This window comes from Pseudomonas tructae, from assembly GCF_004214895.1.
Classification (GTDB): domain Bacteria; phylum Pseudomonadota; class Gammaproteobacteria; order Pseudomonadales; family Pseudomonadaceae; genus Aquipseudomonas; species Aquipseudomonas tructae.
Genome location: NZ_CP035952.1, coordinates 2,010,313 through 2,033,530, shown reverse-complemented (window position 1 = coordinate 2,033,530; position 23,218 = coordinate 2,010,313). Strand labels below are relative to the sequence as shown.

Annotated in this window: 28 protein-coding genes; 3 read left to right on the top strand and 25 right to left on the bottom strand. The window is 62.8% G+C overall.

Features of this window, described 5'->3' with window-relative positions:
• Positions 1-149: 149 nt before the first annotated feature.
• Positions 150-488: an FKBP-type peptidyl-prolyl cis-trans isomerase gene (locus EXN22_RS09440; RefSeq protein WP_130263802.1), complete on the bottom strand. Its 339-nt coding sequence runs from the start codon at positions 486-488 to the stop codon at positions 150-152.
• 88 nt (positions 489-576) lie between these two features.
• Entirely contained in the window at positions 577-1,509 is a 933-nt protein-coding gene (locus EXN22_RS09435) for a DMT family transporter (protein ID WP_130263801.1), read from the bottom strand.
• A 153-nt stretch (positions 1,510-1,662) separates the two neighbouring features.
• Between EXN22_RS09435 and EXN22_RS09430 the strand changes: the two genes are divergently transcribed.
• Positions 1,663-2,556, top strand: a complete 894-nt coding sequence (locus EXN22_RS09430; RefSeq protein ID WP_130263800.1) for a LysR substrate-binding domain-containing protein — start codon at positions 1,663-1,665, stop codon at positions 2,554-2,556.
• Here EXN22_RS09430 and EXN22_RS09425 read toward each other — a convergent pair.
• The 11 genes from EXN22_RS09425 to ccmA all read right to left on the bottom strand — a co-directional run bounded on the left by EXN22_RS09425 (position 2,549) and on the right by ccmA (position 10,330).
• Complete coding sequence (locus EXN22_RS09425) at positions 2,549-2,956, bottom strand: GFA family protein (RefSeq protein ID WP_130263799.1); 408 nt, start codon at positions 2,954-2,956, stop codon at positions 2,549-2,551. The genes EXN22_RS09430 and EXN22_RS09425 overlap by 8 nt on opposite strands.
• A 75-nt stretch (positions 2,957-3,031) precedes the next feature.
• Positions 3,032-3,445 carry a hypothetical protein gene (locus tag EXN22_RS09420; RefSeq protein WP_130263798.1) on the bottom strand — a complete coding sequence of 138 codons (414 nt, stop codon included), beginning with the start codon at positions 3,443-3,445 and terminating at the stop codon, positions 3,032-3,034.
• Positions 3,446-3,455: 10 nt separating this feature from the next.
• Entirely contained in the window at positions 3,456-4,658 is a 1,203-nt protein-coding gene (ccmI, locus tag EXN22_RS09415; RefSeq protein WP_130263797.1) for a c-type cytochrome biogenesis protein CcmI, read from the bottom strand.
• A complete protein-coding gene (locus EXN22_RS09410) occupies positions 4,651-5,127 on the bottom strand; it encodes a cytochrome c-type biogenesis protein (protein ID WP_130263796.1) in 477 nt (158 codons plus the stop codon). The genes ccmI and EXN22_RS09410 overlap by 8 nt, the downstream gene beginning before the upstream one ends.
• Positions 5,124-5,657, bottom strand: a complete 534-nt coding sequence (locus EXN22_RS09405) for a DsbE family thiol:disulfide interchange protein (RefSeq protein ID WP_130263795.1) — start codon at positions 5,655-5,657, stop codon at positions 5,124-5,126. The genes EXN22_RS09410 and EXN22_RS09405 overlap by 4 nt, the downstream gene beginning before the upstream one ends.
• Positions 5,654-7,627 carry a heme lyase CcmF/NrfE family subunit gene (locus EXN22_RS09400; protein ID WP_177414068.1) on the bottom strand — a complete coding sequence of 658 codons (1,974 nt, stop codon included), beginning with the start codon at positions 7,625-7,627 and terminating at the stop codon, positions 5,654-5,656. Before EXN22_RS09400 ends, EXN22_RS09405 begins: the two co-directional genes overlap by 4 nt.
• Positions 7,628-7,638: 11 nt before the next feature.
• Positions 7,639-8,094, bottom strand: coding sequence for a cytochrome c maturation protein CcmE (gene ccmE, locus EXN22_RS09395; RefSeq protein WP_130263793.1), 456 nt, complete (start codon positions 8,092-8,094; stop codon positions 7,639-7,641).
• The gene (gene ccmD / locus EXN22_RS09390) at positions 8,091-8,267 is read right to left on the bottom strand and encodes a heme exporter protein CcmD (RefSeq protein ID WP_123568063.1); all 177 of its coding nucleotides are present in this window, start codon (positions 8,265-8,267) and stop codon (positions 8,091-8,093) included. The genes ccmE and ccmD overlap by 4 nt, the downstream gene beginning before the upstream one ends.
• Positions 8,264-9,040 (bottom strand): heme ABC transporter permease, encoded by a 777-nt coding sequence (locus tag EXN22_RS09385; protein WP_130263792.1) that lies wholly within the window; start codon positions 9,038-9,040, stop codon positions 8,264-8,266. The genes ccmD and EXN22_RS09385 overlap by 4 nt, the downstream gene beginning before the upstream one ends.
• A 43-nt stretch (positions 9,041-9,083) precedes the next feature.
• Entirely contained in the window at positions 9,084-9,752 is a 669-nt protein-coding gene (gene ccmB / locus EXN22_RS09380; protein ID WP_130263791.1) for a heme exporter protein CcmB, read from the bottom strand.
• A complete protein-coding gene (gene ccmA / locus EXN22_RS09375) occupies positions 9,749-10,330 on the bottom strand; it encodes a cytochrome c biogenesis heme-transporting ATPase CcmA (RefSeq protein WP_233281724.1) in 582 nt (193 codons plus the stop codon). Before ccmA ends, ccmB begins: the two co-directional genes overlap by 4 nt.
• 214 nt (positions 10,331-10,544) lie before the next feature.
• On the opposite strand from ccmA, the gene fliK reads away from it, so the two are divergent.
• Both fliK and EXN22_RS09365 read left to right on the top strand, forming a co-directional pair.
• Entirely contained in the window at positions 10,545-12,113 is a 1,569-nt protein-coding gene (gene fliK, locus EXN22_RS09370) for a flagellar hook-length control protein FliK (protein WP_130263789.1), read from the top strand.
• Positions 12,114-12,264: 151 nt separating this feature from the next.
• On the top strand, positions 12,265-12,597 hold the full coding sequence (locus tag EXN22_RS09365; protein WP_130263788.1) for an EscU/YscU/HrcU family type III secretion system export apparatus switch protein: 333 nt from the start codon (positions 12,265-12,267) through the stop codon (positions 12,595-12,597).
• Positions 12,598-12,662: 65 nt separating this feature from the next.
• On the opposite strand, the gene EXN22_RS09360 is transcribed toward EXN22_RS09365, so the two are convergent.
• The 12 genes from EXN22_RS09360 to fleN all read right to left on the bottom strand — a co-directional run bounded on the left by EXN22_RS09360 (position 12,663) and on the right by fleN (position 23,196).
• Positions 12,663-13,055 carry a DUF2802 domain-containing protein gene (locus EXN22_RS09360; RefSeq protein WP_010225042.1) on the bottom strand — a complete coding sequence of 131 codons (393 nt, stop codon included), beginning with the start codon at positions 13,053-13,055 and terminating at the stop codon, positions 12,663-12,665.
• Position 13,056: 1 nt separating this feature from the next.
• Positions 13,057-13,536, bottom strand: coding sequence for a chemotaxis protein CheW (locus tag EXN22_RS09355; RefSeq protein ID WP_010225041.1), 480 nt, complete (start codon positions 13,534-13,536; stop codon positions 13,057-13,059).
• Between the two features lie 64 nt (positions 13,537-13,600).
• Positions 13,601-14,470 carry a CheW domain-containing protein gene (locus tag EXN22_RS09350; RefSeq protein WP_130263787.1) on the bottom strand — a complete coding sequence of 290 codons (870 nt, stop codon included), beginning with the start codon at positions 14,468-14,470 and terminating at the stop codon, positions 13,601-13,603.
• Positions 14,470-15,258 (bottom strand): ParA family protein, encoded by a 789-nt coding sequence (locus tag EXN22_RS09345; RefSeq protein WP_130263786.1) that lies wholly within the window; start codon positions 15,256-15,258, stop codon positions 14,470-14,472. Before EXN22_RS09345 ends, EXN22_RS09350 begins: the two co-directional genes overlap by 1 nt.
• Before the next feature lie 45 nt (positions 15,259-15,303).
• On the bottom strand, positions 15,304-16,191 hold the full coding sequence (gene motD, locus EXN22_RS09340) for a flagellar motor protein MotD (protein WP_130263785.1): 888 nt from the start codon (positions 16,189-16,191) through the stop codon (positions 15,304-15,306).
• Positions 16,192-16,194: 3 nt separating this feature from the next.
• Positions 16,195-16,935: a flagellar motor protein gene (locus tag EXN22_RS09335; RefSeq protein ID WP_130263784.1), complete on the bottom strand. Its 741-nt coding sequence runs from the start codon at positions 16,933-16,935 to the stop codon at positions 16,195-16,197.
• Positions 16,935-18,059: a protein-glutamate methylesterase/protein-glutamine glutaminase gene (locus tag EXN22_RS09330; RefSeq protein WP_130263783.1), complete on the bottom strand. Its 1,125-nt coding sequence runs from the start codon at positions 18,057-18,059 to the stop codon at positions 16,935-16,937. The genes EXN22_RS09335 and EXN22_RS09330 overlap by 1 nt, the downstream gene beginning before the upstream one ends.
• Positions 18,060-18,104: 45 nt before the next feature.
• Entirely contained in the window at positions 18,105-20,327 is a 2,223-nt protein-coding gene (locus EXN22_RS09325) for a chemotaxis protein CheA (protein WP_130263782.1), read from the bottom strand.
• A 12-nt stretch (positions 20,328-20,339) separates the two neighbouring features.
• Entirely contained in the window at positions 20,340-21,128 is a 789-nt protein-coding gene (locus EXN22_RS09320; protein WP_130263781.1) for a protein phosphatase CheZ, read from the bottom strand.
• Between the two features lie 19 nt (positions 21,129-21,147).
• Positions 21,148-21,522, bottom strand: coding sequence for a chemotaxis response regulator CheY (locus EXN22_RS09315; RefSeq protein ID WP_036990294.1), 375 nt, complete (start codon positions 21,520-21,522; stop codon positions 21,148-21,150).
• Positions 21,523-21,625: 103 nt separating this feature from the next.
• The gene (gene fliA / locus EXN22_RS09310; RefSeq protein ID WP_130263780.1) at positions 21,626-22,366 is read right to left on the bottom strand and encodes an RNA polymerase sigma factor FliA; all 741 of its coding nucleotides are present in this window, start codon (positions 22,364-22,366) and stop codon (positions 21,626-21,628) included.
• Positions 22,363-23,196: a flagellar synthesis regulator FleN gene (gene fleN, locus EXN22_RS09305; protein WP_130263779.1), complete on the bottom strand. Its 834-nt coding sequence runs from the start codon at positions 23,194-23,196 to the stop codon at positions 22,363-22,365. The genes fliA and fleN overlap by 4 nt, the downstream gene beginning before the upstream one ends.
• Positions 23,197-23,218: the final 22 nt, after the last annotated feature.

The window sequence follows — 23,218 nt, the reverse complement described above, 5'->3', positions numbered from 1 at the left end:
GAAGCCGCGGGGGGATCCCTGTCTGATGTTCCCTCCGTGGAATCGGGCAAGCTTCAGAGTGCAAGAATGCCATTTGGTTCGATCCCTGAGCGCTCGACCCTGAGCCAGAGCCACTGTAGAGCATTGATATTGCTGAATTAAGACGAAGCTCAATCCTCGCGGGTCAAGACTTCTAACAGTTCGATCTCGAAAGTCAGGTCGGAATTGGGCGGGATCTTGCCCATGCTGCGCTCGCCGTAACCCAGGTGCGCCGGCACCAGCAGCTTGCGTTTGCCACCGACCTGCATACCCATCAGGCCCTGGTCCCAGCCCTTGATCACCCGGCCAGAGCCGATGACGCACTGGAACGCTTTGCCACGGCTGTAGGAGGAATCGAACTCGGTGCCGTCAGCGAGCCAGCCGGTGTACTGGGTGGTGATCAGCGCGCCCTTGACCACGGCCTTGCCGTCGCCTGGCTGGATATCGATGATTTGCAGTTCGCTGCTCATGCTTGACCTCTTTGAAACGGGATATGCCTTTGGTGGGCTGCGTTTTCGCAGGGTTGTCGAAGTTTTGCAAGCCCCTGGCAGGAAGCGCCTATGCAGCCGTTACTGCCCTGCCCGGCTCATGCTGACGCATCGACCAGCACACGCCGCCGATCACCAGGACTATCGCCAGACCTTCCAGCAGGCTCGGCCCACTTTGCCGCCAGATGAAGGCGTAGAGCAACGCGAACAGGGTCTCAAAGACGATCAACTGGCCGCTCAGGGTCAATGGCATGCGCTTGGACGCAGCATTCCACAACAAGGCTGCCAGCCACGAGCCGAACACTGCGCAACCCAGGCTATACAGCCAGAACAGCAGCCAGCGCTCAGGCGCGGCGTCGACCTGCAACTGCGCCGGTTGCCACAACGCCAGCAACACCACCAGCACCAGGCTGAAGACCCCGGTCATCACCCCGCTGAGCACCGACCACTGGTGGCTGTCGAAATGCCCGCACTGCTTGAGGTAACGGCTGTTGTGCACGGCGTACCAGGTCCAGCAGGCCAACGCGCCAAGGGCATAAAACAGCCCGACCAGCTTGTCGGCCACCGCGCCAGGCTCCAGGGCAAAGGTCTGCAGGTTGATACAAAGCATCCCGGCCAGGATCAGCGCCAATGGCAACAGCAATTGGCGCAATGCCACCGCACCACTGTCGTTACGACCATACAGGGTGATGGTCAGCGGCAGCACACCGACGATCAACGACGCCGGCGCTACACCCAAGCGCTGGATCGCCGCCACCAGGCAGATGAAGTACAGCAGGTTGCCGATCAGCGCCAGGCGCCCGATCATCCACAGGTCGCCCAGGGTCAGACGCCCCAGTGCCTTGCGCATGGGGATCGCCAGCACCAGGGTCACCAGGCCGAACAGCACGAAGCGCGCGCAACTGAGCAGTACCGGGCTGAACTCCGGCAACAGCTGCGGCACCATCAGCACCATGCCCCACATCGCACCGGCTATACCGGCATACGCCACACCCCGTTTCACTTGCCCGCTCCTGTTCAAAGAAGTGCGCAGGCTAACGCTCGGGCGCCATTCGGACAAAAGATCATTCGGCATGCAGGCATTCCCCGTGAGAATACCTTCCCTGCTGAAAGCATCGATCTTATGATTCAGGCATTCCCCAGAAAGGATTGCTGCATGAGCCGCTTCAGCCGCCACCTGCCGCCACTGGATACCCTGATCGCCTTCGAGGCGGTGGTGCGCAGCGGCAGTTTTACCCGCGCCGCCAGCGAGCTGTACCTGACCCAGAGCGCGGTGAGCAAACAGATCAAGGTGCTGGAAGAACACCTGGGTGCGGTGCTGTTCGAGCGCCGTGCCCGGGGCATTGCCCTGACGCCGGCCGGCGAGGGTTTCAACGCCATCGTCGAACCCATGCTCGAAAGCTTGCTGGCCAACGTGCTGCGCCTGAAAAGCGGCGACGGCAGCCGCAACGTCAGCGTCATCTGCACCCATGCGGTGGCCCAGTACTGGCTGTTCCCGCGCCTGCTGCGCTTCAACGAGCAACACCCGGAGCTGACGGTGAACATTCACGCCAGCAACGAAATCAGCGAGAGCGATATCGGCAACTACGACTTTGGCATCCTCTATGGCCATGGCCACTGGAGTTCGCTCAAGGCCAGCAAATTGTTCGATGAGGCCATCTATCCGATAGCCAGCGTCAAACGTGCCCTGCCCGCCGTGCATTCACTGAGCGAGCTGCAGGCATTGCCGTTGATTCAGCTGGATGCCTCGGCCTGGAACTGCCTGGACTGGCAGGACTGGTTCGCCCATCAGGGCTTGCGCTATCAGGCGCCAGCGGACGCGACGACCTTCAACCAGGTCAACCTGGTGTTCGAGGCAGTGATGCAGGGCATGGGCGTGGGCCTGGGTTGGGAGTTCATGGCCCGCGAGCGGATCGACAACGGCGCGATCCGCCAGGTCTCGGCGTTTGTCGTGCACACCGGGCAAGCCGACTATCTGGTGCACGACAAACAGGCCCTGCGCTCGCCGGCGGCGCAGGTGTTCGAGGACTGGCTGCTGGCCCTCAGTTGAACATGGCCTCAACTTGCGCTGCGGTCATTTCTTCGGTCTGGTTGGCGAAACAGTAGTAGCCCGGTTTCTTGTCGACATACACCTGCAGGTCGAAAACCCAGTCGGTATGACCCTCAAGCACCCCCACCGACACCGCATCGAAATCGCCGGATTTGAGCCGGTACAGCAGGTGCGTGCCACAGGTACCGCAGAAACCGCGCTGGGCCCATTGCGATGAGTCATGGAACACCGGCCGACCGCTGGTGAATTTCACCGGTTCTGCACAGTGCACCGACAGGAACGGCCCACCGCCCCACTGCCGGCACATGCTGCAATGGCAGGCGTTAACGCTGGCTTTTTCCAGGCTGACGCTGAGTTTGACGGCGCCGCACAAGCAACTGCCGTGTTTTTCCAGGGACATGGTCAAGGCTCCTTGCTGGGAGAGGTAGCCGGCAAGTCTAGCAGGCCATCGCGGGGCAAGCCCGCTCCCCCACAGCTACTGGCCGAAAGCCCGGCCCAGGCCACCCGGCACGCCACTGCTGTCGGTTTCCTGCCAGGGGCCGTTGAGGTTGGTCGACCAGCTCCAGCCATTGTTCCAGCGGTAGTAGGTGCGCTGGCGGTAGAAGGTGTTGCTCTTGCCGTCGAGTACGTACACCCCCAGGCGTGGGTCCCAGTGGCTGGCGCCACCAGGCGGTGGTGCAAAGCTCGGCGAGGTACGCTGTACCGGCTTGGGCGCCGGGGTAACGCTTGGCTTGCTCGGCACTGCGCCCGGCTTGGGCGCAGGCTTGCTGCTCGGGACTGGTGGCACGGTCTGAATCGGTGGCGCGGTAGGTTCGGAGGGCTGATGAACGGTACATGCACTCACCCCCGCAACCAGGCAAAGAAGGGTCAGGCGGGCGATGCTGTTCATAGGCGCTCTCTTACTGGTCCGGGCTGTCGATGGTCAGGTGTTGCGCAGCGGTAGTGCTGCTGGCCAGCGGAGCACCCTTGCCAATCCATTCGCCCTGGGTCGGCTGGCCAGCGCGAGAGATACGCGCAACCAGTTGGACTTCAGGGAAGCTCGACAGTTTCATGTTCGGCATCATCGCGTCGCTGTCGCTCAGCTCGACCTCGATCGGCAGCTGGGCCACAGTGACCCGCTTGGCTGCCAGTGGCATCGGCGGGCCGGAACTTGCCCGGGCGAAGATGAACACGGTGTCATCGGCCTTGACCTTGTCCTTGAGCGCCGCCGCCAGTTCCACCCGCACCGTCAAGCGTGCCTTGGTCTGCTCGGCAAGCGCTGGTGCAACTTTGCCTTCGCCGGCCTTGAGCTTCTCGCTGGCCCGATCGATGCCGCCTTGCAGCGCTGCCCGCGAAGCATCGCCTTCTGGCAGTTGAGTCAACAGGCGGTTCCAGTAGTCGATGGCTTGCTGGTAGTGCTCGGACTCAAAAGCAGCGATGCCGAGCAGGCCGAGGCTGGTGACTTCGTTCGCGTCGGCCTTGAGTGCTTCGTCGGTCAGGGCCTGGGTCTGGGCATTCCACTGCTTGTTGTTGGCAAAATACACCGCCTGGGCCCATTGCCCGAGCAGCTCCGGCTCACGCCCGGCAACCGCCACGGCACGTTCGAAGACCTTGGCGGCATCGGCGGGACGCTCCTGGGCCATGTAGGCACGACCGAGGAAGTACAGGCCTTCGGCCGAATCCGGCTGGGCCTGCACCGCCAACTCCAGGCGGCGGGTCATTTCTTCCATGGACTGCGGCGCCTTGGCAAATTGCTGGGTCAGCTCGACCTGCTCGCTGGCGCCAAAGTGCAGGTACAGGCCCAGGCCCATCAGCGGCACCAGCACCGCCGCCAGCAATGGCAACGGTTTGCCCAGGCGGCCCAGGCGTTGCGGTTCGGCGCCCTCGGTATCGGCCAGCAGCTCGCGGGCGGCCTCGTCGCGGCCCTTGCCGAACTGCTCGGCATCGAGCACCCCGGCCGCCTGCTGGGCAGCCAGCTCGGCCACGCGTTCCTGATACAGGGCAACGTTGAGGGCGGTGCGGTCTTCTTCCTGTTGCGCACGACGGCCGCGCAACACCGGGATCAGCAAAAAGCTCAGGGCCACCAGCAACAGCAGGCCTGCAGCAAGCCAGAAATCAGTCATGGGTCTGTTCTTTGTCCAGCAATTTGGCGAGGCGCTCACGCTCCTCGGCGGAAAGGTCGGCAGAACCTGCAGCAGCCTGGCCACGGCGCTTGCGCACGATCAGGGCAAGCACGGTAAAGCCCCCCAGCAGCAACGCCCCCGGGCCGAACCACAGCAACCAGGTGCGGGCACTCAGGGCCGGCTTGTAACGCACGAAGTCACCGTAGCGATCAACCATGAAGTCGATGATCTGCTGATTGCTCTTGCCTTCGCCGAGCATACGGAAGATTTCCCGGCGCAGGTCGGCGGCGATCGGTGCGTTGGAGTCGGCGATGTCCTGGTTCTGGCACTTGGGGCAGCGCAGCTCCTTGGTCAGTTCGTGGTAACGCGCACGCTCGGCTTCATCGGCAAACTGATAGGTATCGATCGCCGCCTGGGTCACTCCGGCCAGGCTCAGGCCGAGCACGGCGGCTGCCAGCCAGCGCTTCATGGCTTGGCCTCATCGACCAGGCCCTGGTACTGCGGCGCCAGTTGCTCGCGCCAGACGGTGGCGTCGACGACACCGACGTGCTTGTAGCGGATGATGCCCTTGGCGTCGATCAGGAAGGTTTCCGGCGCGCCGTACACGCCCAGGTCCAGGCCCAGGCTGCCCTGCTCGTCGCGGATGTCGAGCTGGTAGGGGTTGTGGAACTCGGCCAGCCATTTCAGCGCTGCGGCGTTGTCGTCCTTGTAGTTGACCCCGTGGATCACCACGCCCTGCTCGGCCAGCTTGTTCAGGTACGGGTGCTCGACCTTGCACGACGGGCACCAGGTGGCCCAGACATTGACCAGCGCCGGTTTGCCGAGCAGGTCAGCCTCGGTCAGCGGCTTGCCGTCGACAGACTGCAGGGCAAAGGCCGGGAACGGCTTGCCGATCATTGCCGACGGCAACTCGCTCGGGTCGAGAAACAGGCCGCGGTAGAGAAACACCGCCACCAGCAGAAACACCGCCAGCGGCAGTACCATGATCCAACGCTTCATGCAGTTGCTCCAGACATGCCCAGTGCCTCACGCACACGGGTTTTCACCTTGACTCGATAGCGCCCGTCCAATGCCGCCAGCAAGCCGCCTAGGCCGGTCAACAAACCGCCTAGCCAGATCCAGCGTACGAATGGCTTGACGTGCACCCGCACCGCCCAGGCGCCGTTATCCAGCGGCTCGCCGAGGGCGACATAGAGGTCACGGGTGAAGCCGGCATCGATACCGGCTTCGGTCATCATCGACTGCTGCACGGTGTACAGGCGTTTTTCCGGGTGCAGCACGCTGATCTCGCGGCCGTTCTCGACCACCCGCACGGTGCCCTTGTCGGAAGTGAAGTTCGGCCCTTCGAAATGCTTGGCGCCTTCGAAGATGAACTGATAACCGGCCAGCTCCACCGACTCGCCCGGCGCCAGGCGCAGGTCGCGCTCGGCACTGTTGTTGCTCGACAGCACCACACCCAGGGCGCACACCGCCATGCCCAGGTGCGCGACATGCATGCCCCAGTAGCTGCGGCTCAGGCCACGCAGGCCCTTGAACAGACCTTTGTGGCGAGTCTTGTCGAGGATGTCGCGGGCACCGGCGAGGATGATCCAGGCGGCCAGGGCGAAGGTGGTCAGCACCTGCCAGTCGAAATCATCCACCAGCAGGCCGCCGATCGGCGCCAGCACGGCACTGCCGATCAGCACCGGGGTGAGCATGCCCAATAGCCATTTGCTCGGGGTGTCTTTCCAGCGCACGAGCACGCCCACCGCCATGACCACCATCAGCAGCGCCATCAACGGAATGAACAACGCGTCGAAGTACGGCGGGCCGACCGACAGCTTGGCCCCGGTCAGGGCATCGAGGATCAGCGGGTACAAGGTACCGAGCAGGATCATCGACGCCGCTACCACCAGCACCAGGTTGTTGGCCAGCAGCAGGGTTTCGCGCGACCACAGGGCAAAGCCGACCTGGCTCTTGACCACCGGTGCGCGCAAGGCGAACAGGGTCAGCGAACCACCGACCACGAACAGCAGAAAGATCAGGATGAAGATGCCGCGCTCGGGGTCCGAGGCAAAAGCATGCACCGAGGTCAGTACCCCGGAGCGCACCAGGAAGGTCCCCAGCAAGCTCAGGGAGAAGGCGGCAATCGCCAGCAGCACCGTCCAGCTCTTGAACACGCCACGCTTCTCGGTGACCGCCAACGAGTGAATCAGCGCGGTACCGACCAGCCAGGGCATGAACGAAGCGTTCTCGACCGGGTCCCAGAACCACCAGCCCCCCCAGCCCAGTTCGTAATAGGCCCACCAGGAACCCAGGGTGATACCAATGCCGAGGAAGGCCCAGGCGACGATGGTCCACGGCCGTGACCAGCGGGCCCAGGCGGCGTCCAGACGGCCGCCGAGCAAGGCGGCAATGGCAAAAGCAAAGGCCACCGAGAAGCCCACGTAGCCCATGTACAGCATCGGCGGGTGGACGATCAGGCCAATGTCCTGCAGCAACGGGTTGAGGTCGGCGCCATCGCTCGGCACTTGCGGCAACAAGCGTTTGAACGGGTTGGAGGTGATGATCAGGAACGACAGGAAGCCGACACTGATCATGCCCATTACCGCCAGCACCCGCGCCAGCATCACCTGCGGCAATTGCCGGGAGAAGATCGACACGGCGAAGGTCCAGCCGCCGAGGATCATCGCCCAGAGCAGCAGCGAGCCTTCGTGGGCGCCCCACACGGCGCTGAACTTGAAGTACCAGGGCAAGGCGCTGTTGGAGTTGTTGGCGACATAGGCAACCGAGAAGTTGTCGCTCATGAAGGCGTGGGTCAGGCAGGCGAAGGCGAACGCCAGGAAGGCGAACTGGCCCCAGGCCGCCGGGCGCGCCAGGCTCATCCACAGGCTATCGCCGCGCCAGGCACCGAGCAGCGGGACGGTGGCCTGGACACAGGCGAAACAGATCGCCAGGATCATCGCCAGCTGGCCCAGTTCGGGAATGATCAGCGCCGCATTCATGGCTTGGCTCCGGCATCGGTGGCGAGCTGGCCGCTTTCCTTGAGGGCCTTGGTGACCTCCGGCGGCATGTACTTCTCGTCGTGCTTGGCCAGCACTTCATCGGCTACCACCACGCCTTCGGCATTGAGCTTGCCCAGGGCGACGATGCCCTGCCCTTCGCGGAACAGGTCCGGGAGGATGCCACGGTAGGTGATCGGCACCGACTTGTTGAAGTCGGTCACCACGAAACGCACGTCCAGCGAGTCGCCGGAGCGTTGCAGCGAGCCTTTCTCGACCATGCCGCCGGCGCGGATGCGGGTGTCCAGCGGCGCCTCGCCATTGGCGATCTGGGTTGGGGTGTAGAACAGATTGATGTTCTGTTGCAAGGCGCTCAGGGCCAGGCCCACGGCAATGCCAATCCCGGCCAGCAGGCCGAGGATGATGAACAGACGTTTTTTACGCTGCGGATTCACGGTTTGTTCTCCCGGCGCAGACGGCGCGCCTGTTCTTGCAGGTAACGGCGCTTGGCGCGCACGGGCGCGGCGACGTTGAAGGCCAGCACCAGCAGGCAGATGCCGTAGGCAGACCAGACGTACAGGCCGTGATGGCCCATGGCGAGAAAATCACTGAAGGAGGCAAAGCTCATCGTGCCATCTCCCGACCCAGGCTGTTCAATACCTCTTCCTTGACCCAACTGGCGCGTGCCTCGCGCTTGAGCACTTCAAGGCGCATGCGCAGCAACAGCACCGCACCGAAGAAGCAGTAGAAGCCCAGCACTGTCAGCAGCAGCGGCAGCCACATTTCGGCAGGCATCGCCGGCTTTTCGGTGAGGGTGAAGGTGGCGCCCTGGTGCAGGGTGTTCCACCACTCCACCGAATACTTGATGATCGGGATGTTGATCACCCCGACGATAGCCAGCACCGCGCAGGCCTTGGCCGCGCTCTCGCGATTGCTGATCGCCTGACCCAGGGCAATGAGGCCGAAGTAGAGGAACAGCAGGATCAGCATCGACGTCAGCCGAGCATCCCAGACCCACCAACTGCCCCAGGTCGGCTTGCCCCAGATGGCCCCGGTGACCAACGCCACGGCGGTCATCCAGGCACCAATGGGCGCTGCGCATTGCAGGGCGACGTCGGCGATCTTCATCTTCCACACCAGCCCCACCACCCCGGCCACCGCCAGCATCACATAGCAGGATTGGGCGAGCATCGCCGCCGGCACATGGATGTAGATGATCCTGAAACTGTTACCTTGCTGGTAATCCTGGGGCGCGAAGGCCAAGCCCCAGACCACGCCGATGGCGATCAGCAGCACGGCAGAGATCGCCAGCCAGGGCAGCATGCGCCCGCTGATGGAATAGAACCATTTGGGTGAACCCAGCTTGTGAAACCACGTCCAGCTGATTGCGCTGCTTTTCATCACGGTACATCCAGGGTCTTTGCTGGGCTGTGCCCAGACCTCATTATTCGCCGACGCTGATCTTCAGGCCAGCCGCTATTGCAAAGGGTGCCAGAGTTACTGCCAAGGCGGTCAGGCTGCCAAGCCAGAGCAGATAACCGGTCGCCGGCATAGCTTGCAATGCCGCCTGCAAGGCGCCACTGCCCAGGATCAATACCGGGATATATAACGGCAAAATAAGTAGCGCCAGCAGCAGGCCGCCACGTTTCAAGCCGACTGTCAGGGCCGCACCCACCGCGCCCAACAGGCTCAATACCGGAGTACCGAGCAAAAGCGATGCCACCAGTACCGGCAGGCACGCCGCAGGCAGGCCCAGCATCAGCGCCAGCAAGGGTGCCAACAATACCAGTGCCAGGCCGGAAAAGGCCCAGTGTGCCAGCACTTTTGCCAATACCAGAAGTGGCAGGGGGTGCGACGAAAGGACCCACTGCTCGAGCGATCCATCCTCGAAATCACTGCGGAAAAGCCCGTCCAGCGGGAGCAGAACCGATAAAAGCGCGGCGACCCAGACCAACCCTGGGGACAAGGTTTGCAACAATTGAGTCTCGGGCCCCACCGCCAACGGGAACAGCGCGACAACGATGGCGAAGAACACCAGCGGGTTGGCAAGCTCCGCCGGACGCCGGCACAACAGGCGCGCCTCGCGACGCAACAACAGCACAAACACACTCATGCGGCCCACTGCCCCAGGTTGATTTCACGGTAACCGGACGGCTTGCGCTCCAGCGTATGGTGGGTGGTCAGCACGACCATGCCGCCGCGCTCGCAATGGCCGGCCAGGTGTGCTTCGAGCTGAGCTACGCCTTGCTTGTCGAGGGCCGTGAAAGGCTCGTCGAGGATCCACAGCGGCGGGCTGTCCAGGTACAGCCGGGCCAGGGCGACGCGGCGCTGCTGGCCGGCGGACAGGGTATGACAGGGAACATCTTCGAAACCGCGCAACCCCACCGCTTCCAGAGCCTTGCGGATCGCCGCCGGCTCGGCCGGGCGATGCAGGGCGCAGAGCCAGGCCAGGTTTTCTTCGGGGCTGAGCAAGTCCTTGATACCGGCGGCGTGGCCGATCCACAGGAGGATCCGGGCCAATTGGTTACGCTGCTCGACCAAGGGATTGCCGTTGAGCATAATCTGCCCGGCGGTGGGGCTCATGAGGCCGGCCAGCAGGCGCAGCAAGCTGGTTTTGCCGCTGCCGTTGGGGCCACTGACCTGCAGCATGTCGCCTGCACCCAGGTGCAACTCGAGGTTTTCGAAGAGCATTCGCCAGTCGCGCTCGCAGGCCAGGCCCACGGCTTGGAGATGAGGGGTCACGGTTTCGCCTTATGCTTGGGATGCCTGTCTCAAGTCGGTCCCGGCCTTGCCGTTATACTGGCAACGACGATGTGGCCCGGCCGCGCTGATCGCCAAAGATCGGGCGGCATTATACATGTGATGTCCTACTGCAAAGAGGGCTATTTCAACAGGTTGCGAGCGGATGACAGGCGAAATCAACAACCTCGGCCCACAGATCCCGGCCAACCCGCAATTGCGCTCGGCGATGACCGGCGAACTGCTGCGCCTGCTGCAACCGCAACAGGCGTTGCTGGCCCCGGGTGAAACCGCCAAGGCCGAGGTCATGGCCCTGCGTCAGGTCGGCCAGGATTTCCAGATGCTGCTCAAGTTGACCCAGGACAATGGCAAACAGACCAACGTCCAGGCCAGCAGCCCCCTGCCCCTGGCCCAAGGCAGCCAGCTGGCGGTGAGCCAGAGCAGCAGCGCCAACCTGACCATCACCGTGCAGCAGGCCATCGCCAGCAGCGTGGCTACCCTGACCCGTATCGACACTCGCCAACTGCCAGTGGGCACCTTGCTGCAGGGCAAGGTCGTCACCAGCCAGGCGCTGCCGCAAACGGCCGGCCAACTGGCCCAGTTCCGCTCGCTGGTGACACTGCTTGGCGGCCCCCAGGCCGGCACCACCCTGGCCATCGACAGCCCGCGCCCGCTTACGGTGGGCAGCCTGCTCAGCGCGCGGGTACAGGGTGATCAATCTTTACGCTTTGTGCCACTGAGCGGGCGCCAGGAGCAGTTGGCGATCAGCCAGCAGTTGAGCACCCAGCAGAGTCGCCAGGCATCCCTGCAGGGCTTGCTCAGTGCCTTGCAACAGGTGCGCAGCGACAGCAATCAGCCCGCCGAGCTGCGCGCCACGGTAGACAAGCTGTTGACCAGCCTGCCGGATGTGCGCCAGCTCAGCGACCCCAAGGGCCTGGCCCAGGCCCTGAACAATAGCGGCGTGTTTCTTGAGGCCAAATTGCTGGCCGGTCTGCCTGCGGCACTGGCCCCCGACCTCAAGGCCCAGGTGGTGCGCCTGGTGGCACAACTGCTGCCGGGGTTGCCTGCCAACAGCACCTTCAACCCGGCGGCGGCCGCCAGCACCCTGGCTCAGGTCATGCCCGGCATGGTCCGCAATGCCCTGGGTATGCTCGGCCAGGTCAGCCCGCGGCCCCAGCCCGGCGGCTTTCCCCTGCCCTCGCGGCTATTGCAGAGCCAGGACGGCGAAGGCGACCTGGAGCATTTGTTGCGCCTGGCCGCTGCGGCCATTTCGCGCCTGCAAAGCCATCAGTTAGCGAGCCTGGAAAAGACCGGCACCAGCGCCGACGGTAACCTGCAGACCACCTGGCAACTGGAGATTCCTTTGCGCACCGGCCAGGATTTCATGCCGCTGCAGATGAAGCTGCAGCGCGAGGAAACCCCGGAGCAGCAAAGCGACCCGGAGCGCGAACGTCGCGATCCGCTGGAAATGCTCTGGCGCATCGAACTGGCCTTCGACCTGCATCCGTTGGGGCCTTTGCAGGTGCAGGCGCAGATCAGCCAGGGCAGCCTGTCGAGCCAGCTGTGGGCCGAGCTACCCAGCACCGCGCAACTCATCGAAAGCCAGCTGGGTCACCTGCGCGAGCGTCTGATCGCACGCGGCCTGAATGTCACTGAATTGCACTGCCATCACGGCACACCGCCTCAGGGACCGCGTACGCACCTGGAACAGCGCTGGGTGGATGAACAAGCATGATCAGTCAACAGAGAACGGTCTGTAACCGGTGGGAGCGGGCCTTGCCCCGCGATCGAGCGCGCAGCGGTCGCTATTCAGACAACACCTGCTGTATTGACTGTACTGGCCTCATCGCGGGGCAAGCCCGCTCCCACAGGGTGGATGAAAACCCATGATCGACAAGCATCCGCGCCAGGCCATTGCCCTGACCTATGATGGTCAGCAGGCACCGACCTTAAGTGCCAAGGGCGATGACGAGCTGGCCGAGGCCATCCTGAAGATCGCCCGCGAGCACGAAGTACCGATCTACGAGAACGCCGAACTGGTGCGCCTGCTGGCGCGCATGGAGTTGGGCGACCAGATTCCCGAGGCCCTGTACCTGACCATCGCCGAAATCATTGCCTTTGCCTGGCAGCTCAAGGGCAAGGTACCGGTCGGGTTTGACGATAAGGGGCCGCAGGAACGCGATATCACGCCCAGCGACCTGAGATTGCCCGGGGCCTGAAAAGCATCGCGGGGCAAGCCCGCTCCTACAACGCCTGTAGGAGCGGGCTTGCCCCGCGATCGATGTCAGCTACGGTGCAACTTGCTCATCAACTCCGCCTCGGCCTGGGTCAAACCACAGGACTGAGTCAGCTCATCGACACTGGCACCCATGCCCACCAGCCGCGCCGCTTGTGCGAACGACAGGCTGTTGGGGTCACGCTGCTCCAACTGCAGGAGTTTGTCCGGCAAGGGCGCGACCACCGCACGCAGCTCGTGCAGGGCTTCGCCCATGCGCACACTGCCGTTCTGGTAGTCGTCCAGGCGCTTGCCCAAATCCTTGATGCGCTGGTCACGCACGGCATCGCCCTGGGCCTGTTGCGCGGCCAGCTCTCGCTGGCGCTTGCTGTAGTTCAGAAAAAACCACAGGCTGACCGCCCACAGCAGCGCCAGAAATATGACTGCAACCTCAAGGATCAACTCAGATGTTCTCCAGCTCGGACCACTCTTCCTCGGTCATCATCTTGTCCAGCTCGACCAGGATCAGCAGTTCGTTGTTCTTGTTGCACACGCCTTGGATGAACTTGGCCGATTCCTCGTTGCCGACATTCGGCGCGGTCTCGATTTCCGACTGGCGCAGGTAAACCACTTCAGCAACGCTGTCGACCAGGATGCCGACCACTTGCTTGTCGGCCTCGATGATGACGATACGGGTGTTGTCGGTGATCTCGCTCGACAGCAGGCCGAAGCGCTGGCGGGTGTCGATCACGGTGACCACGTTACCGCGCAGGTTGATGATGCCCAGCACGTAGCTGGGGGCCCCCGGAACCGGCGCGATCTCGGTGTAGCGCAGGACTTCCTGCACCTGCATTACGTTGATGCCGTAGGACTCGTTGTCCAGCTTGAAGGTCACCCACTGCAGGATCGGATCTTCGGAACCTTGTGCAGACGATTTTTTCATTCCCCTATCCCTCAAAATCCGCCATCGGCGGTGTGCTCAGTGCGGTCGCGGCAGATGCGGCCGATTATTTATGAGTGTCGTGCAGTTGCTTGACCGCACCGCTGGCGATCAACTCGGCCAGTTCGGCGACATCGAGCAATGCGCACATGTGTTCGATAACGGTGCCGGCCAGCCATGGCCGCTGGCCACGCTGACTGCGCCACTTGATCTCGTTGGGGTCCAGGCGCAGCGAGCGGCTGACCTGATGCACCGCCAGCCCCCATTCGTAGCCCTGGACCGAAATCACGTACTGCAATCCCTGGCGGAAATCGTCCCGGTAACGGTCGGGCATCACCCAGCGGGCAGTGTCCAGCACCTTGAGGTTGCCGCCCTGGCTCGGCAGGATGCCCAGAAACCAGTCCGGCTGGCCGAACAGTGGCGTTAGCTCATGCCCCGCCAACGGGTAGATAGAACCCAGGCATACCAACGGCACGGCCAGGGTCAGCCCGGCGACGTCAAACAGCAGGCATTCGAAGGGCTCGCCAGCCCAGGCCGGGCGACCGTCGACGGTGGCCGGTGGCACCGGCTGGTTGGGTGCCGGCGGCAGGTGCACTTGCACCAATGGCTCGACAGGCGCGCTGTGCACAGGCTCGATCACAGGCTCCGGGGCCTGGATTACAGGCTCGACCACCGGCGGCAAGGTCAGCGCCAGCACCGGTCGTACCGGCTCGGCAAAGGGTAGCGGTTCAGCCTTGACCACCGCCTGAGCGGCAACCTGGGCATCACGCGCCTGTTCTTCACGCACCGCCGCCTGGAACTCGTCGGGCTCGACCGATACCGTCGACGCTGCGTCGAGCACTTCCTCGGGTTCTTCAGTCGCCTCCTGGAGCAAGCCATCGAGGTAGCTCTGCAGGGCCAGTTGTGGCCGGCTGGCCAACTGTTGAGGGCGATTCATCAGGCCACCTGCAAGGCGAGGTTCTGCGTCAGCAGGTGCTTGAGCAAGGCCCGATAGGCCACCACGCCGCGGCTTTTGCCATCGAACTGAGACGGCGTCAGCCCGGCCCGGCTGGCATCGCGCAGGCGCGTGTCGACCGGAATGTAGCCTTGCCAGATATGTTCAGGATAGGCGTCGCGCAGCACCCTCAAGGTGCCCATCGATGCCTGGGTGCGGCGGTCGAACAAAGTCGGCACGATATGATAAGGCAGGGAGTGCTTGCGCGAACGGTTGACCATCGCCAGGGTGCTGACCATGCGTTCCAGGCCTTTGACCGCCAGGTACTCGGTCTGCACCGGGATCACCAGTTGCTGGCTGGCCGCCAGGGCATTGACCATCAGCACGCCGAGCAATGGCGGGCTATCGATAATGGCGTAGTCGAAATCCTGCCACAGCTGCGCCAGAGACTTGGCGATCACCAGGCCCAGGCCACTCTGGCCCGGCGACTGGCGCTCGAGCACTGCCAGCGCGGTACTCGACGGCAACAGCGAGATATTCTCGTCACTGGTCGGCTGCAGCAATTGCCCGGGCAAGCCTTCAGGTACCGTGCCCTTGTGCAGGAACAGGTCGTAGCAGCTGTGCTCCAGCGCATCGGGGTTGTGCCCGAAATAGCTGGTCATCGACCCGTGCGGATCGAGGTCGACGACCACCACGCGCTTGCCCGCCTCGGCCAGCAGGCCGGCCAGGGCGATGGACGTGGTGGTCTTGCCGACTCCACCTTTTTGATTGGCTACTGCCCAGACTCTCATTGCGTTGCTTCCTCCCGGTACGGCAGCCTGCCCAGCCGGGATAGGTTAAAGGGTCGGTGACGGGGATTTGACGCGATTGTCGCCCACCGTCGGTGCTACCGCAGCCGGTGCAGTTTGTGTGCCAGCCCGCTTCATCGCCGCGTCTGGCGAGGCGTTGGCGCTGCCGGTACCGGTCAGGCTGCGGCGTACTTCGAGGTTGCGCGAAATCACCAGCACCACCCGTCGGTTGCGTGCGCGACCCTCGGCCGTGTCATTGCCGGCAATGGGCTGGAACTCACCGTAGCCAACCGACGCCATGCGCGCCGGGTTCACCCCTTCCATGGCCAGCAGGCGGACGATGCTTGCCGCTCGCGCCGAAGAGAGTTCCCAGTTGGTCGGGTACTGCGCGGTGCGAATTGGCAGATCATCAGTAAAGCCTTCAACGTGCACCGGGTTGGCGAATGGCTTGAGGATCTTCGCCACCTTTTCGATGATGTTGAATGCGACATCGCTGGGCATGGCATCGCCACTGCCGAACAGTAGCGAGGAATTGAGCTCGATCTCGACCCATAGCTCGTTGCCGCGCACAGTCATCTGGTCGGACTTGATCAGGTCGCCGAAGGCATCGCGCACATCATCGGTAATGGTCTTCAACGGGTCGCTGGTGGTTTGCGCCAGGCCTGCGTCCACCTGCTCACTGTCCTTGATCAACGGCTCGGCCGGCTTGACGCTGAGCGGGCGCTCGTCGCCGATGGGGATCGGCTTCAGGCTGCGCTCAGGGTCGTTGAACACGCCGATCAGGGCCTGGGAAATGACCTTGTACTTGCCCTCGTTGATCGAGGAAATCGAATACATGACCACGAAAAAGGCGAACAGCAAGGTAATGAAGTCGGCGTAGGAAACCAGCCAGCGTTCGTGGTTTTCATGTTCTTCAGGTTGTCGACGACGCGCCATGTGTTACTCCATGAAGCCCTGAAGCTTCAGCTCGATCGAGCGCGGGTTCTCGCCTTCGGCGATCGACAGCAACCCTTCCAGGAGCATTTCCCGGTAGCGCGACTGGCGCAAGGCCAGAGCCTTGAGCTTGTTGGCGATCGGCAGCAGGATCAGGTTGGCACTGGCCACGCCATAGATGGTGGCGACGAAGGCCACGGCAATGCCGTTACCCAACTGCGACGGATCGGCCAGATTGCCCATGACATGAATCAGGCCCATCACCGCCCCGATGATACCGATGGTCGGCGCGTAGCCGCCCATGCTCTCGAACACCTTGGCAGCCTGCACATCGCGACTTTCCTGGGTGTAGAAATCCACTTCCAGGATGCTGCGGATCGCCTCGGGCTCGGCACCGTCGACCAGCAACTGCAAACCTTTGCGCGCGTACGGGTCCGGCTCGGCATCGGCTACGCCTTCCAGGCCCAGCAGGCCTTCCTTGCGCGCGGTCAGCGACCAGTTCACCACCCGGTCGATACCACCGGCCAGGTCGATCCGTGGCGGGAAGATAATCCAGCGCACGATCTGCAGCGCGCGCTTGAAAGCGCTCATCGGCGACTGCAGCAAGGCCGCCGCCAGGGTGCCGCCCAGCACGATCAACGCTGCCGGGCCGTTGAGCAGCGCCGACAGGTGCCCGCCTTCGAGGTAGTTGCCACCGACGATGGCAACAAAGGCCAGGATGATCCCGATAAGGCTCAGAACATCCATCAGACGCAGGCCTCGACCAGGTGCTTGCCAATCTCGTCCAGGCCATAGACGGCGTCTGCCAGGTTGGCTTTGACGATGGCCATGGGCATGCCGTAGATCACACAGCTGGCCTCATCCTGGGCCCACACCGTGCTGCCGCCCTGCTTGAGCAGGCGCGCACCTTCACGACCATCAGCACCCATGCCGGTCAGTACCACCGAGAGCACCTTGTCACCATAGGACTTGGCCGCAGAACCGAAAGTGATGTCCACGCACGGCTTGTAGTTCAGGCGCTCGTCCCCCGGGAGGATTTTCACCGTGCCACGGCCGTCGACCATCATCTGCTTGCCACCCGGGGCCAGCAAGGCAAGACCAGGGCGCAGCATGTCGCCATCCTCGGCTTCCTTGACGCTGATCTTGCACAGCTTGTCGAGGCGTTCGGCAAAGGCCTTGGTGAACGCCGCTGGCATGTGCTGGATCAGCACGATCGGCGCCGGGAAATTGGCCGGCAACTGGGTCAGGACCCGCTGCAGGGCAACCGGGCCGCCGGTAGAGGTGCCAATGGCCACCAGCTTGTACGGCTTGCGCTTGGGTGCAGGCGACGTGCTGGACGCAGGCGTTGCCGTTGCGCGCGCAGGCGCCGCGGCCCGTGGCGCAGGCGTGTTGCCCAGGCTGCTGGCGACTGGCTGAGCGCTCGGTTGCGGGGTCGGGGCTGGCGCCGGGCTTGAGTAAGCGCTGAAGCGTCGGTTGCTGCGCGAAATGGTATGGACCTTTTCACACAGCAGTTGCTTGACCTTCTCAGGGTTGCGCGAGATGTCTTCGAAGTTCTTCGGCAGGTAGTCCACCGCACCGGCATCCAGGGCGTCGAGGGTAACCCGGGCGCCTTCGTGGGTCAGCGACGAGAACATCAACACCGGGGTCGGGCAACGCTGCATGATGTGACGCACAGCGGTGATACCATCCATCATGGGCATTTCGTAGTCCATGGTGATGACATCGGGCTTGAGCGACAGTGCCTGGTCGATCGCTTCCTTGCCGTTGGTCGCGGTACCCACGACCTGGATAGTCGGGTCCGCTGAAAGAATTTCCGAGACGCGGCGGCGGAAGAAACCGGAATCATCCACCACCAGGACCTTGACTGCCATAAACACTCCATTAGGGGGCGCGGCTTGTACGCCGCGCCACCAGAATCAAATACGCCGGGCGGCGTAACGCTTGAGCATGCTCGGTACGTCGAGAATCAGCGCAATGCGCCCGTCACCGGTAATGGTGGCGCCCGACATGCCCGGGGTGCCCTGGAGCATCTTGCCCAGCGGCTTGATGACCACTTCTTCCTGGCCCACCAGTTGATCGACGACGAAGCCGATACGCTGGGTACCCACCGAAAGGATCACCACGTGGCCCTCGCGCTGCTCTTCATGAGCGGCAGAACTGACCAGCCAGCGCTTGAGGTAGAAAAGCGGCAAGGCTTTATCACGCACGATCACCACTTCCTGGCCGTCGACCACGTTGGTGCGCGACAAGTCGAGGTGGAAGATCTCGTTGACGTTGACCAGCGGGAAGGCGAACGCCTGGTTACCGAGCATGACCATCAGCGTCGGCATGATCGCCAGGGTCAATGGCACCTTGATGACGATCTTCGAGCCCAGGCCCTTGGTCGAGTAGATATTGATCGAGCCGTTGAGCTGGGAAATCTTGGTTTTCACCACGTCCATGCCCACGCCACGCCCGGACACGTCGGAGATCTCGGTCTTGGTCGAGAAACCCGGGGCGAAGATCAGGTTGTAGCACTCGGTCTCGCTCAGGCGGTCGGCAGCGTCCTTGTCCATCACCCCGCGCTTGACCGCGATGGCGCGCAGCACGTCAGCATCCATGCCCTTGCCGTCATCGGAAATCGACAGCAGGATGTGGTCGCCTTCCTGTTCGGCCGAGAGCACTACCTTGCCGCCGCGGGACTTGCCCGAAGCTTCACGCTCTTCCGGGGTTTCGACGCCATGGTCGACGGCGTTGCGCACCAAGTGCACCAGCGGGTCGGCCAGAGCCTCGACGAGGTTCTTGTCGAGGTCGGTTTCTTCCCCGACCAGCTCCAGGTTGATCTCTTTCTTCAGTTGCCGGGCAAGGTCGCGAACCAGACGCGGGAAGCGCCCGAAAACCTTCTTGATCGGCTGCATGCGGGTCTTCATGACCGCGGTCTGCAGGTCGGCAGTGACCACGTCGAGGTTCGACACGGCCTTGGACATGGCCTCATCGCCGCTGTTCAGGCCCAGGCGCACCAGACGGTTACGCACCAGCACCAGCTCGCCGACCATGTTCATGATCTCATCGAGCCGCGCGGTATCGACCCGTACGGTGGTTTCGGTTTCGCTGGCCGGGTGCTTTTCTGCCGCCGCCGCAGGTTGACGCGCCGGGGCTGGCGCGGCGGGCTTGGCGGCCACTGCCGGCGCGGCAGCAGCAGGCGCTGCAGCTTTGGCCACAGGTGCCGGCGCAGGCGCAGGCTTGGCCTTGACCGCTGCAGCAGCAGGCGCAGCAGTGGCGACGGCGTCAGCAGCAAACTTGCCCTTGCCATGCAACTCGTCGAGCAGCGCTTCGAACTCGTGCTCGGAAATATGATCGCCCTGCGCAGCAGGCGCGGCGTCTTCCCCGGTAGCAGCGGCGCCCGGCAGTGCATCGACGGCAAAGGTACCCTTGCCGTGCAACTGATCGAGCAGCGCCTCGAATTCGTCGTCGGTGATATCGCCGCTGGCGTCGCCCGCTGCAGCTCCCGCAACCGGGGCCTCGGCGCTGGCGCCAAGGTTATCGGCGGCAAACTGACCCTTGCCGTGCAACTGGTCAAGCAGCGACTCGAACTCGGCATCGGTGATTTCATCGCCAGCAGGCTCGGCCACTTGGGCTTCGGCCTCAGCCTTGACGGCACTGAGCGAGTCGAGCAACTGCTCGAACTCGGTGTCGGTGATGTCGGCTTCGGCCTCGACCGCAGGCGCTTCGAGCACTTCAGGCTCAGGCGCAGGCGCTTCGTCTTCTCCGGCAGGCTCTGCCAGGCGCGACAGCGCCGCCAGCAGCTCAGGAGTGGCCGCAGTGATATCAGAACGCTCGCGCACCTGGCCGAACATGCTGTTGACCGTGTCCAGTGCTTCCAGGACCACGTCCATCAGTTCGGCATCAACGCGCCGGGCACCCTTGCGCAGGATGTCGAAGACGTTTTCGGCGATATGGCAGCACTCCACCAGCTCGTTGAGCTGGAGGAAGCCGGCGCCCCCTTTTACAGTGTGAAAACCGCGAAAGATCGCATTGAGCAAATCGGCATCATCCGGACGGCTTTCCAGCTCGACCAGTTGCTCGGACAGTTGCTCAAGAATTTCGCCGGCTTCTACCAGGAAATCCTGAAGGATTTCTTCATCGGCGCCGAAGCTCATTAAACGTGCTCCCTAAAAACCCAGACTGGACAGCAGATCGTCGACATCGTCCTGACCGGACACAACGTCTTCACGCTTATCGGCATGAATCTGCGGACCTTCACCCCGAGTCGGATGTTTTTCTTGATCTTTTTCAGCGCGCAGCTGCTGGTGGTCATGTTCGATACCGGCAAAACGGTCGACCTGGCTTGCCATCAGCACGAGCTTGAGCAGATTGCTTTCTACTTCGGTGACCAGCGTCGTGACGCGCTTGATCACCTGGCCGGTCAGGTCTTGGTAGTCCTGGGCCAGAAGAATGTCATTGAGGTGCCCGGCGACCTTGCGGTTGCCTTCCTCGCTGCGCGTCAGGAAACTGTCGACACGCTTGGCCAACTCACGGAACTCCGGCGCCGCCACTTCGCGGCGCATGAAACGCTGCCAGTCGACGCTCAGTTCCCTGGCTTCGTCGCTCAACGCGTTGAGAACCGGTGTACTGGCTTCGACCAGGTCCATGGTGCGATTGGCCGCGCCCTCGGTCAGCTTGACCACATAGGACAGGCGTTCGGTCGCGTCGGTAATCTGCGACACTTCCTCGGCCTGCGGCATGTGCGGGTCGATCTGGAAGCTGACGATCGCACTGTGCAACTCGCGGGTAAGTTTGCCGACTTCCTGGTACAGGCCTAGGTCACGGGTCTGGTTCAGCTGATGGATCAGTTGCACCGCGTCGCCGAACTTGCCTTTCTCAAGGCTGTCGACCAGTTCCTTGGCGTGCTTCTTGAGTGTCGACTCGAACTCGCCCAAGGATGATTGTGTTTGCTCCATAGCGCCCCCGTGGCGTACCTCAGCTATTGACGCGCTCGAAGATTTTTTCGATTTTTTCTTTCAGCACCTGGGCAGTGAACGGCTTGACCACATAGCCGTTGACTCCGGCCTGGGCGGCTTCGATGATCTGCTCGCGCTTGGCTTCGGCGGTCACCATCAGCACCGGCAGGTGTTTCAGGCGCTCATCAGCCCGTACCTTGCGCAGCAGGTCGATGCCGGACATGCCAGGCATGTTCCAGTCGGTCACCAGAAAATCGAAGTGGCCGCTTTCGAGCATCGGCAGCGCAGTGTTGCCGTCGTCGGCTTCCTGGGTGTTGGTAAAGCCCAGATCACGCAACAGGTTCTTGATGATCCGCCGCATCGTCGAGAAGTCGTCCACGATGAGGATTTTCATGTCTTTGTTCAATTAGACCTCCAAGCAGTCTTTAACGCGTTCAGCGCGGAACGCGCATTCAATCAATTCGGTACTGCATTTCACGACTGCATTGAACCGGTGTTCAACGCGCTCGCCATTCCCCCAGGCGACCACGCAAACGTGCCGCGCACTGGCTGTGCAACTGGCTGACGCGCGATTCGCTCACCCCCAGGACCTCACCGATCTCCTTGAGGTTGAGCTCTTCGTCGTAGTACAGCGCCAGCACCAGACGCTCACGTTCGGGCAGGTTGGCAATGGCATCGGCCAAGGCTGCCTGAAAACGCTCGTCTTCCAGGTCGCGCGAAGGCTCGAGCTGGGCACTGGCACCTCCCTCGTGCAGACCTTCATGTTCGCCGTCCTGCAGCAGGTCGTCGAAACTGAACAGGCGGCTGCCCAGGGTGTCATTCAAAATCCCGTAATAATCGTCGAGACTCAATTGAAGTTCGGCAGCAACTTCGTGATCTTTAGCGTCACGACCGGTTTTTGCTTCAATTGCACGAATCGCGTCACTGACCATGCGGGTATTGCGGTGTACCGAACGCGGTGCCCAATCGCCCTTGCGCACTTCATCGAGCATGGCCCCACGAATACGGATACCGGCATAGGTCTCGAAACTGGCACCCTTGCTCGCATCGTACTTGTTGGCGACTTCGAGCAAGCCGATCATCCCGGCCTGGATCAGATCCTCGACCTGAACACTGGCCGGCAGACGCGCCAGCAAGTGGTAGGCGATGCGCTTGACCAACGGCGCGTAACGCTCGATCAACTCGTACTGGGCGTCACGCGAAGCCTTGCTGTACATCCGATAACCGCTGGCGTTCATAGCACCGGACCTGCACTCGTCGGTTGCACCAGGCGTTCGACGAAGAACTCCAGGTGACCCCGTGGGTTGGCAGGCAGCGGCCAGGTGTCGACTTTCTGGGCAATGGCCTTGAATGCCAGCGCGCACTTGGAACGCGGGAAGGCTTCATAGACTGCTCGCTGCTTCTGCACCGCCTTGCGCACGCATTCGTCGTAAGGCACCGCGCCGACGTATTGTAGAGCGACATCCAGAAAGCGATCAGTGACCTTGGTCAACTTGGCGAACAGGTTGCGCCCCTCTTGAGGGCTCTGAGCCATGTTTGCCAGGACGCGGAAGCGGTTCATGCCGTAATCGCGATTGAGCAGCTTGATCAGGGCATAGGCATCGGTGATCGAGGTGGGCTCGTCGCAGACCACCAGCAACACCTCCTGGGCGGCGCGAACAAAGCTGACTACCGAGTCACCGATACCCGCAGCGGTGTCGATCACCAGCACATCGAGGTTGTCGCCGATCTCGCTGAAGGCCTGGATCAGTCCGGCATGCTGCGCCGGCGCCAGGTGCACCATGCTTTGCGTACCCGAAGCCGCCGGCACGATGCGTACGCCACCAGGGCCTTGCAGCAGCACTTCGCGCAGCTCGCAGCGGCCTTCGATGACGTCGGCCAGGGTACGTTTGGGCGTCAGGCCCAGCAGCACGTCGACGTTGGCCAGGCCCAGGTCGGCGTCCAGCAGCATGACCCGACGGCCAAGCTCAGCCAGCGCCAGCGACAGGTTCACTGACACGTTAGTCTTGCCGACGCCACCTTTGCCACCGGTCACGGCGATCACCTGTACGGGATGCATGCTACCCATGTTTGTTCTTTACCTTGTCTTA

Excerpts from the sequence above, each read along its gene's own strand:
- EXN22_RS09350 (WP_130263787.1), bottom strand. The coding sequence starts at position 14,470 with ATGAATCGCCCTCAACAGTTGGCCAGCCGGCCACAACTGGCCCTGCAG.
- EXN22_RS09405 (WP_130263795.1), bottom strand. The coding sequence starts at position 5,657 with ATGAAGCGTTGGATCATGGTACTGCCGCTGGCGGTGTTTCTGCTGGTG.
- ccmI (WP_130263797.1), bottom strand. The coding sequence starts at position 4,658 with ATGACTGATTTCTGGCTTGCTGCAGGCCTGCTGTTGCTGGTGGCCCTG.
- fliK (WP_130263789.1), top strand. The coding sequence starts at position 10,545 with ATGACAGGCGAAATCAACAACCTCGGCCCACAGATCCCGGCCAACCCG.
- EXN22_RS09420 (WP_130263798.1), bottom strand. The coding sequence starts at position 3,445 with ATGAACAGCATCGCCCGCCTGACCCTTCTTTGCCTGGTTGCGGGGGTG.
- EXN22_RS09345 (WP_130263786.1), bottom strand. The coding sequence starts at position 15,258 with ATGAGAGTCTGGGCAGTAGCCAATCAAAAAGGTGGAGTCGGCAAGACC.
- ccmA (WP_233281724.1), bottom strand. The coding sequence starts at position 10,330 with ATGCTCTTCGAAAACCTCGAGTTGCACCTGGGTGCAGGCGACATGCTG.
- EXN22_RS09315 (WP_036990294.1), bottom strand. The coding sequence starts at position 21,522 with ATGAAAATCCTCATCGTGGACGACTTCTCGACGATGCGGCGGATCATC.
- EXN22_RS09325 (WP_130263782.1), bottom strand. The coding sequence starts at position 20,327 with ATGAGCTTCGGCGCCGATGAAGAAATCCTTCAGGATTTCCTGGTAGAA.
- fliA (WP_130263780.1), bottom strand. The coding sequence starts at position 22,366 with ATGAACGCCAGCGGTTATCGGATGTACAGCAAGGCTTCGCGTGACGCC.
- ccmB (WP_130263791.1), bottom strand. The coding sequence starts at position 9,752 with ATGAGTGTGTTTGTGCTGTTGTTGCGTCGCGAGGCGCGCCTGTTGTGC.
- motD (WP_130263785.1), bottom strand. The coding sequence starts at position 16,191 with ATGGCGCGTCGTCGACAACCTGAAGAACATGAAAACCACGAACGCTGG.
- EXN22_RS09425 (WP_130263799.1), bottom strand. The coding sequence starts at position 2,956 with ATGTCCCTGGAAAAACACGGCAGTTGCTTGTGCGGCGCCGTCAAACTC.
- EXN22_RS09440 (WP_130263802.1), bottom strand. The coding sequence starts at position 488 with ATGAGCAGCGAACTGCAAATCATCGATATCCAGCCAGGCGACGGCAAG.
- EXN22_RS09365 (WP_130263788.1), top strand. The coding sequence starts at position 12,265 with ATGATCGACAAGCATCCGCGCCAGGCCATTGCCCTGACCTATGATGGT.
- EXN22_RS09410 (WP_130263796.1), bottom strand. The coding sequence starts at position 5,127 with ATGAAGCGCTGGCTGGCAGCCGCCGTGCTCGGCCTGAGCCTGGCCGGA.
- EXN22_RS09430 (WP_130263800.1), top strand. The coding sequence starts at position 1,663 with ATGAGCCGCTTCAGCCGCCACCTGCCGCCACTGGATACCCTGATCGCC.
- EXN22_RS09320 (WP_130263781.1), bottom strand. The coding sequence starts at position 21,128 with ATGGAGCAAACACAATCATCCTTGGGCGAGTTCGAGTCGACACTCAAG.
- EXN22_RS09330 (WP_130263783.1), bottom strand. The coding sequence starts at position 18,059 with ATGGCAGTCAAGGTCCTGGTGGTGGATGATTCCGGTTTCTTCCGCCGC.
- ccmD (WP_123568063.1), bottom strand. The coding sequence starts at position 8,267 with ATGAGCTTTGCCTCCTTCAGTGATTTTCTCGCCATGGGCCATCACGGC.
- EXN22_RS09385 (WP_130263792.1), bottom strand. The coding sequence starts at position 9,040 with ATGAAAAGCAGCGCAATCAGCTGGACGTGGTTTCACAAGCTGGGTTCA.
- EXN22_RS09335 (WP_130263784.1), bottom strand. The coding sequence starts at position 16,935 with ATGGATGTTCTGAGCCTTATCGGGATCATCCTGGCCTTTGTTGCCATC.
- fleN (WP_130263779.1), bottom strand. The coding sequence starts at position 23,196 with ATGGGTAGCATGCATCCCGTACAGGTGATCGCCGTGACCGGTGGCAAA.
- EXN22_RS09355 (WP_010225041.1), bottom strand. The coding sequence starts at position 13,536 with ATGAAAAAATCGTCTGCACAAGGTTCCGAAGATCCGATCCTGCAGTGG.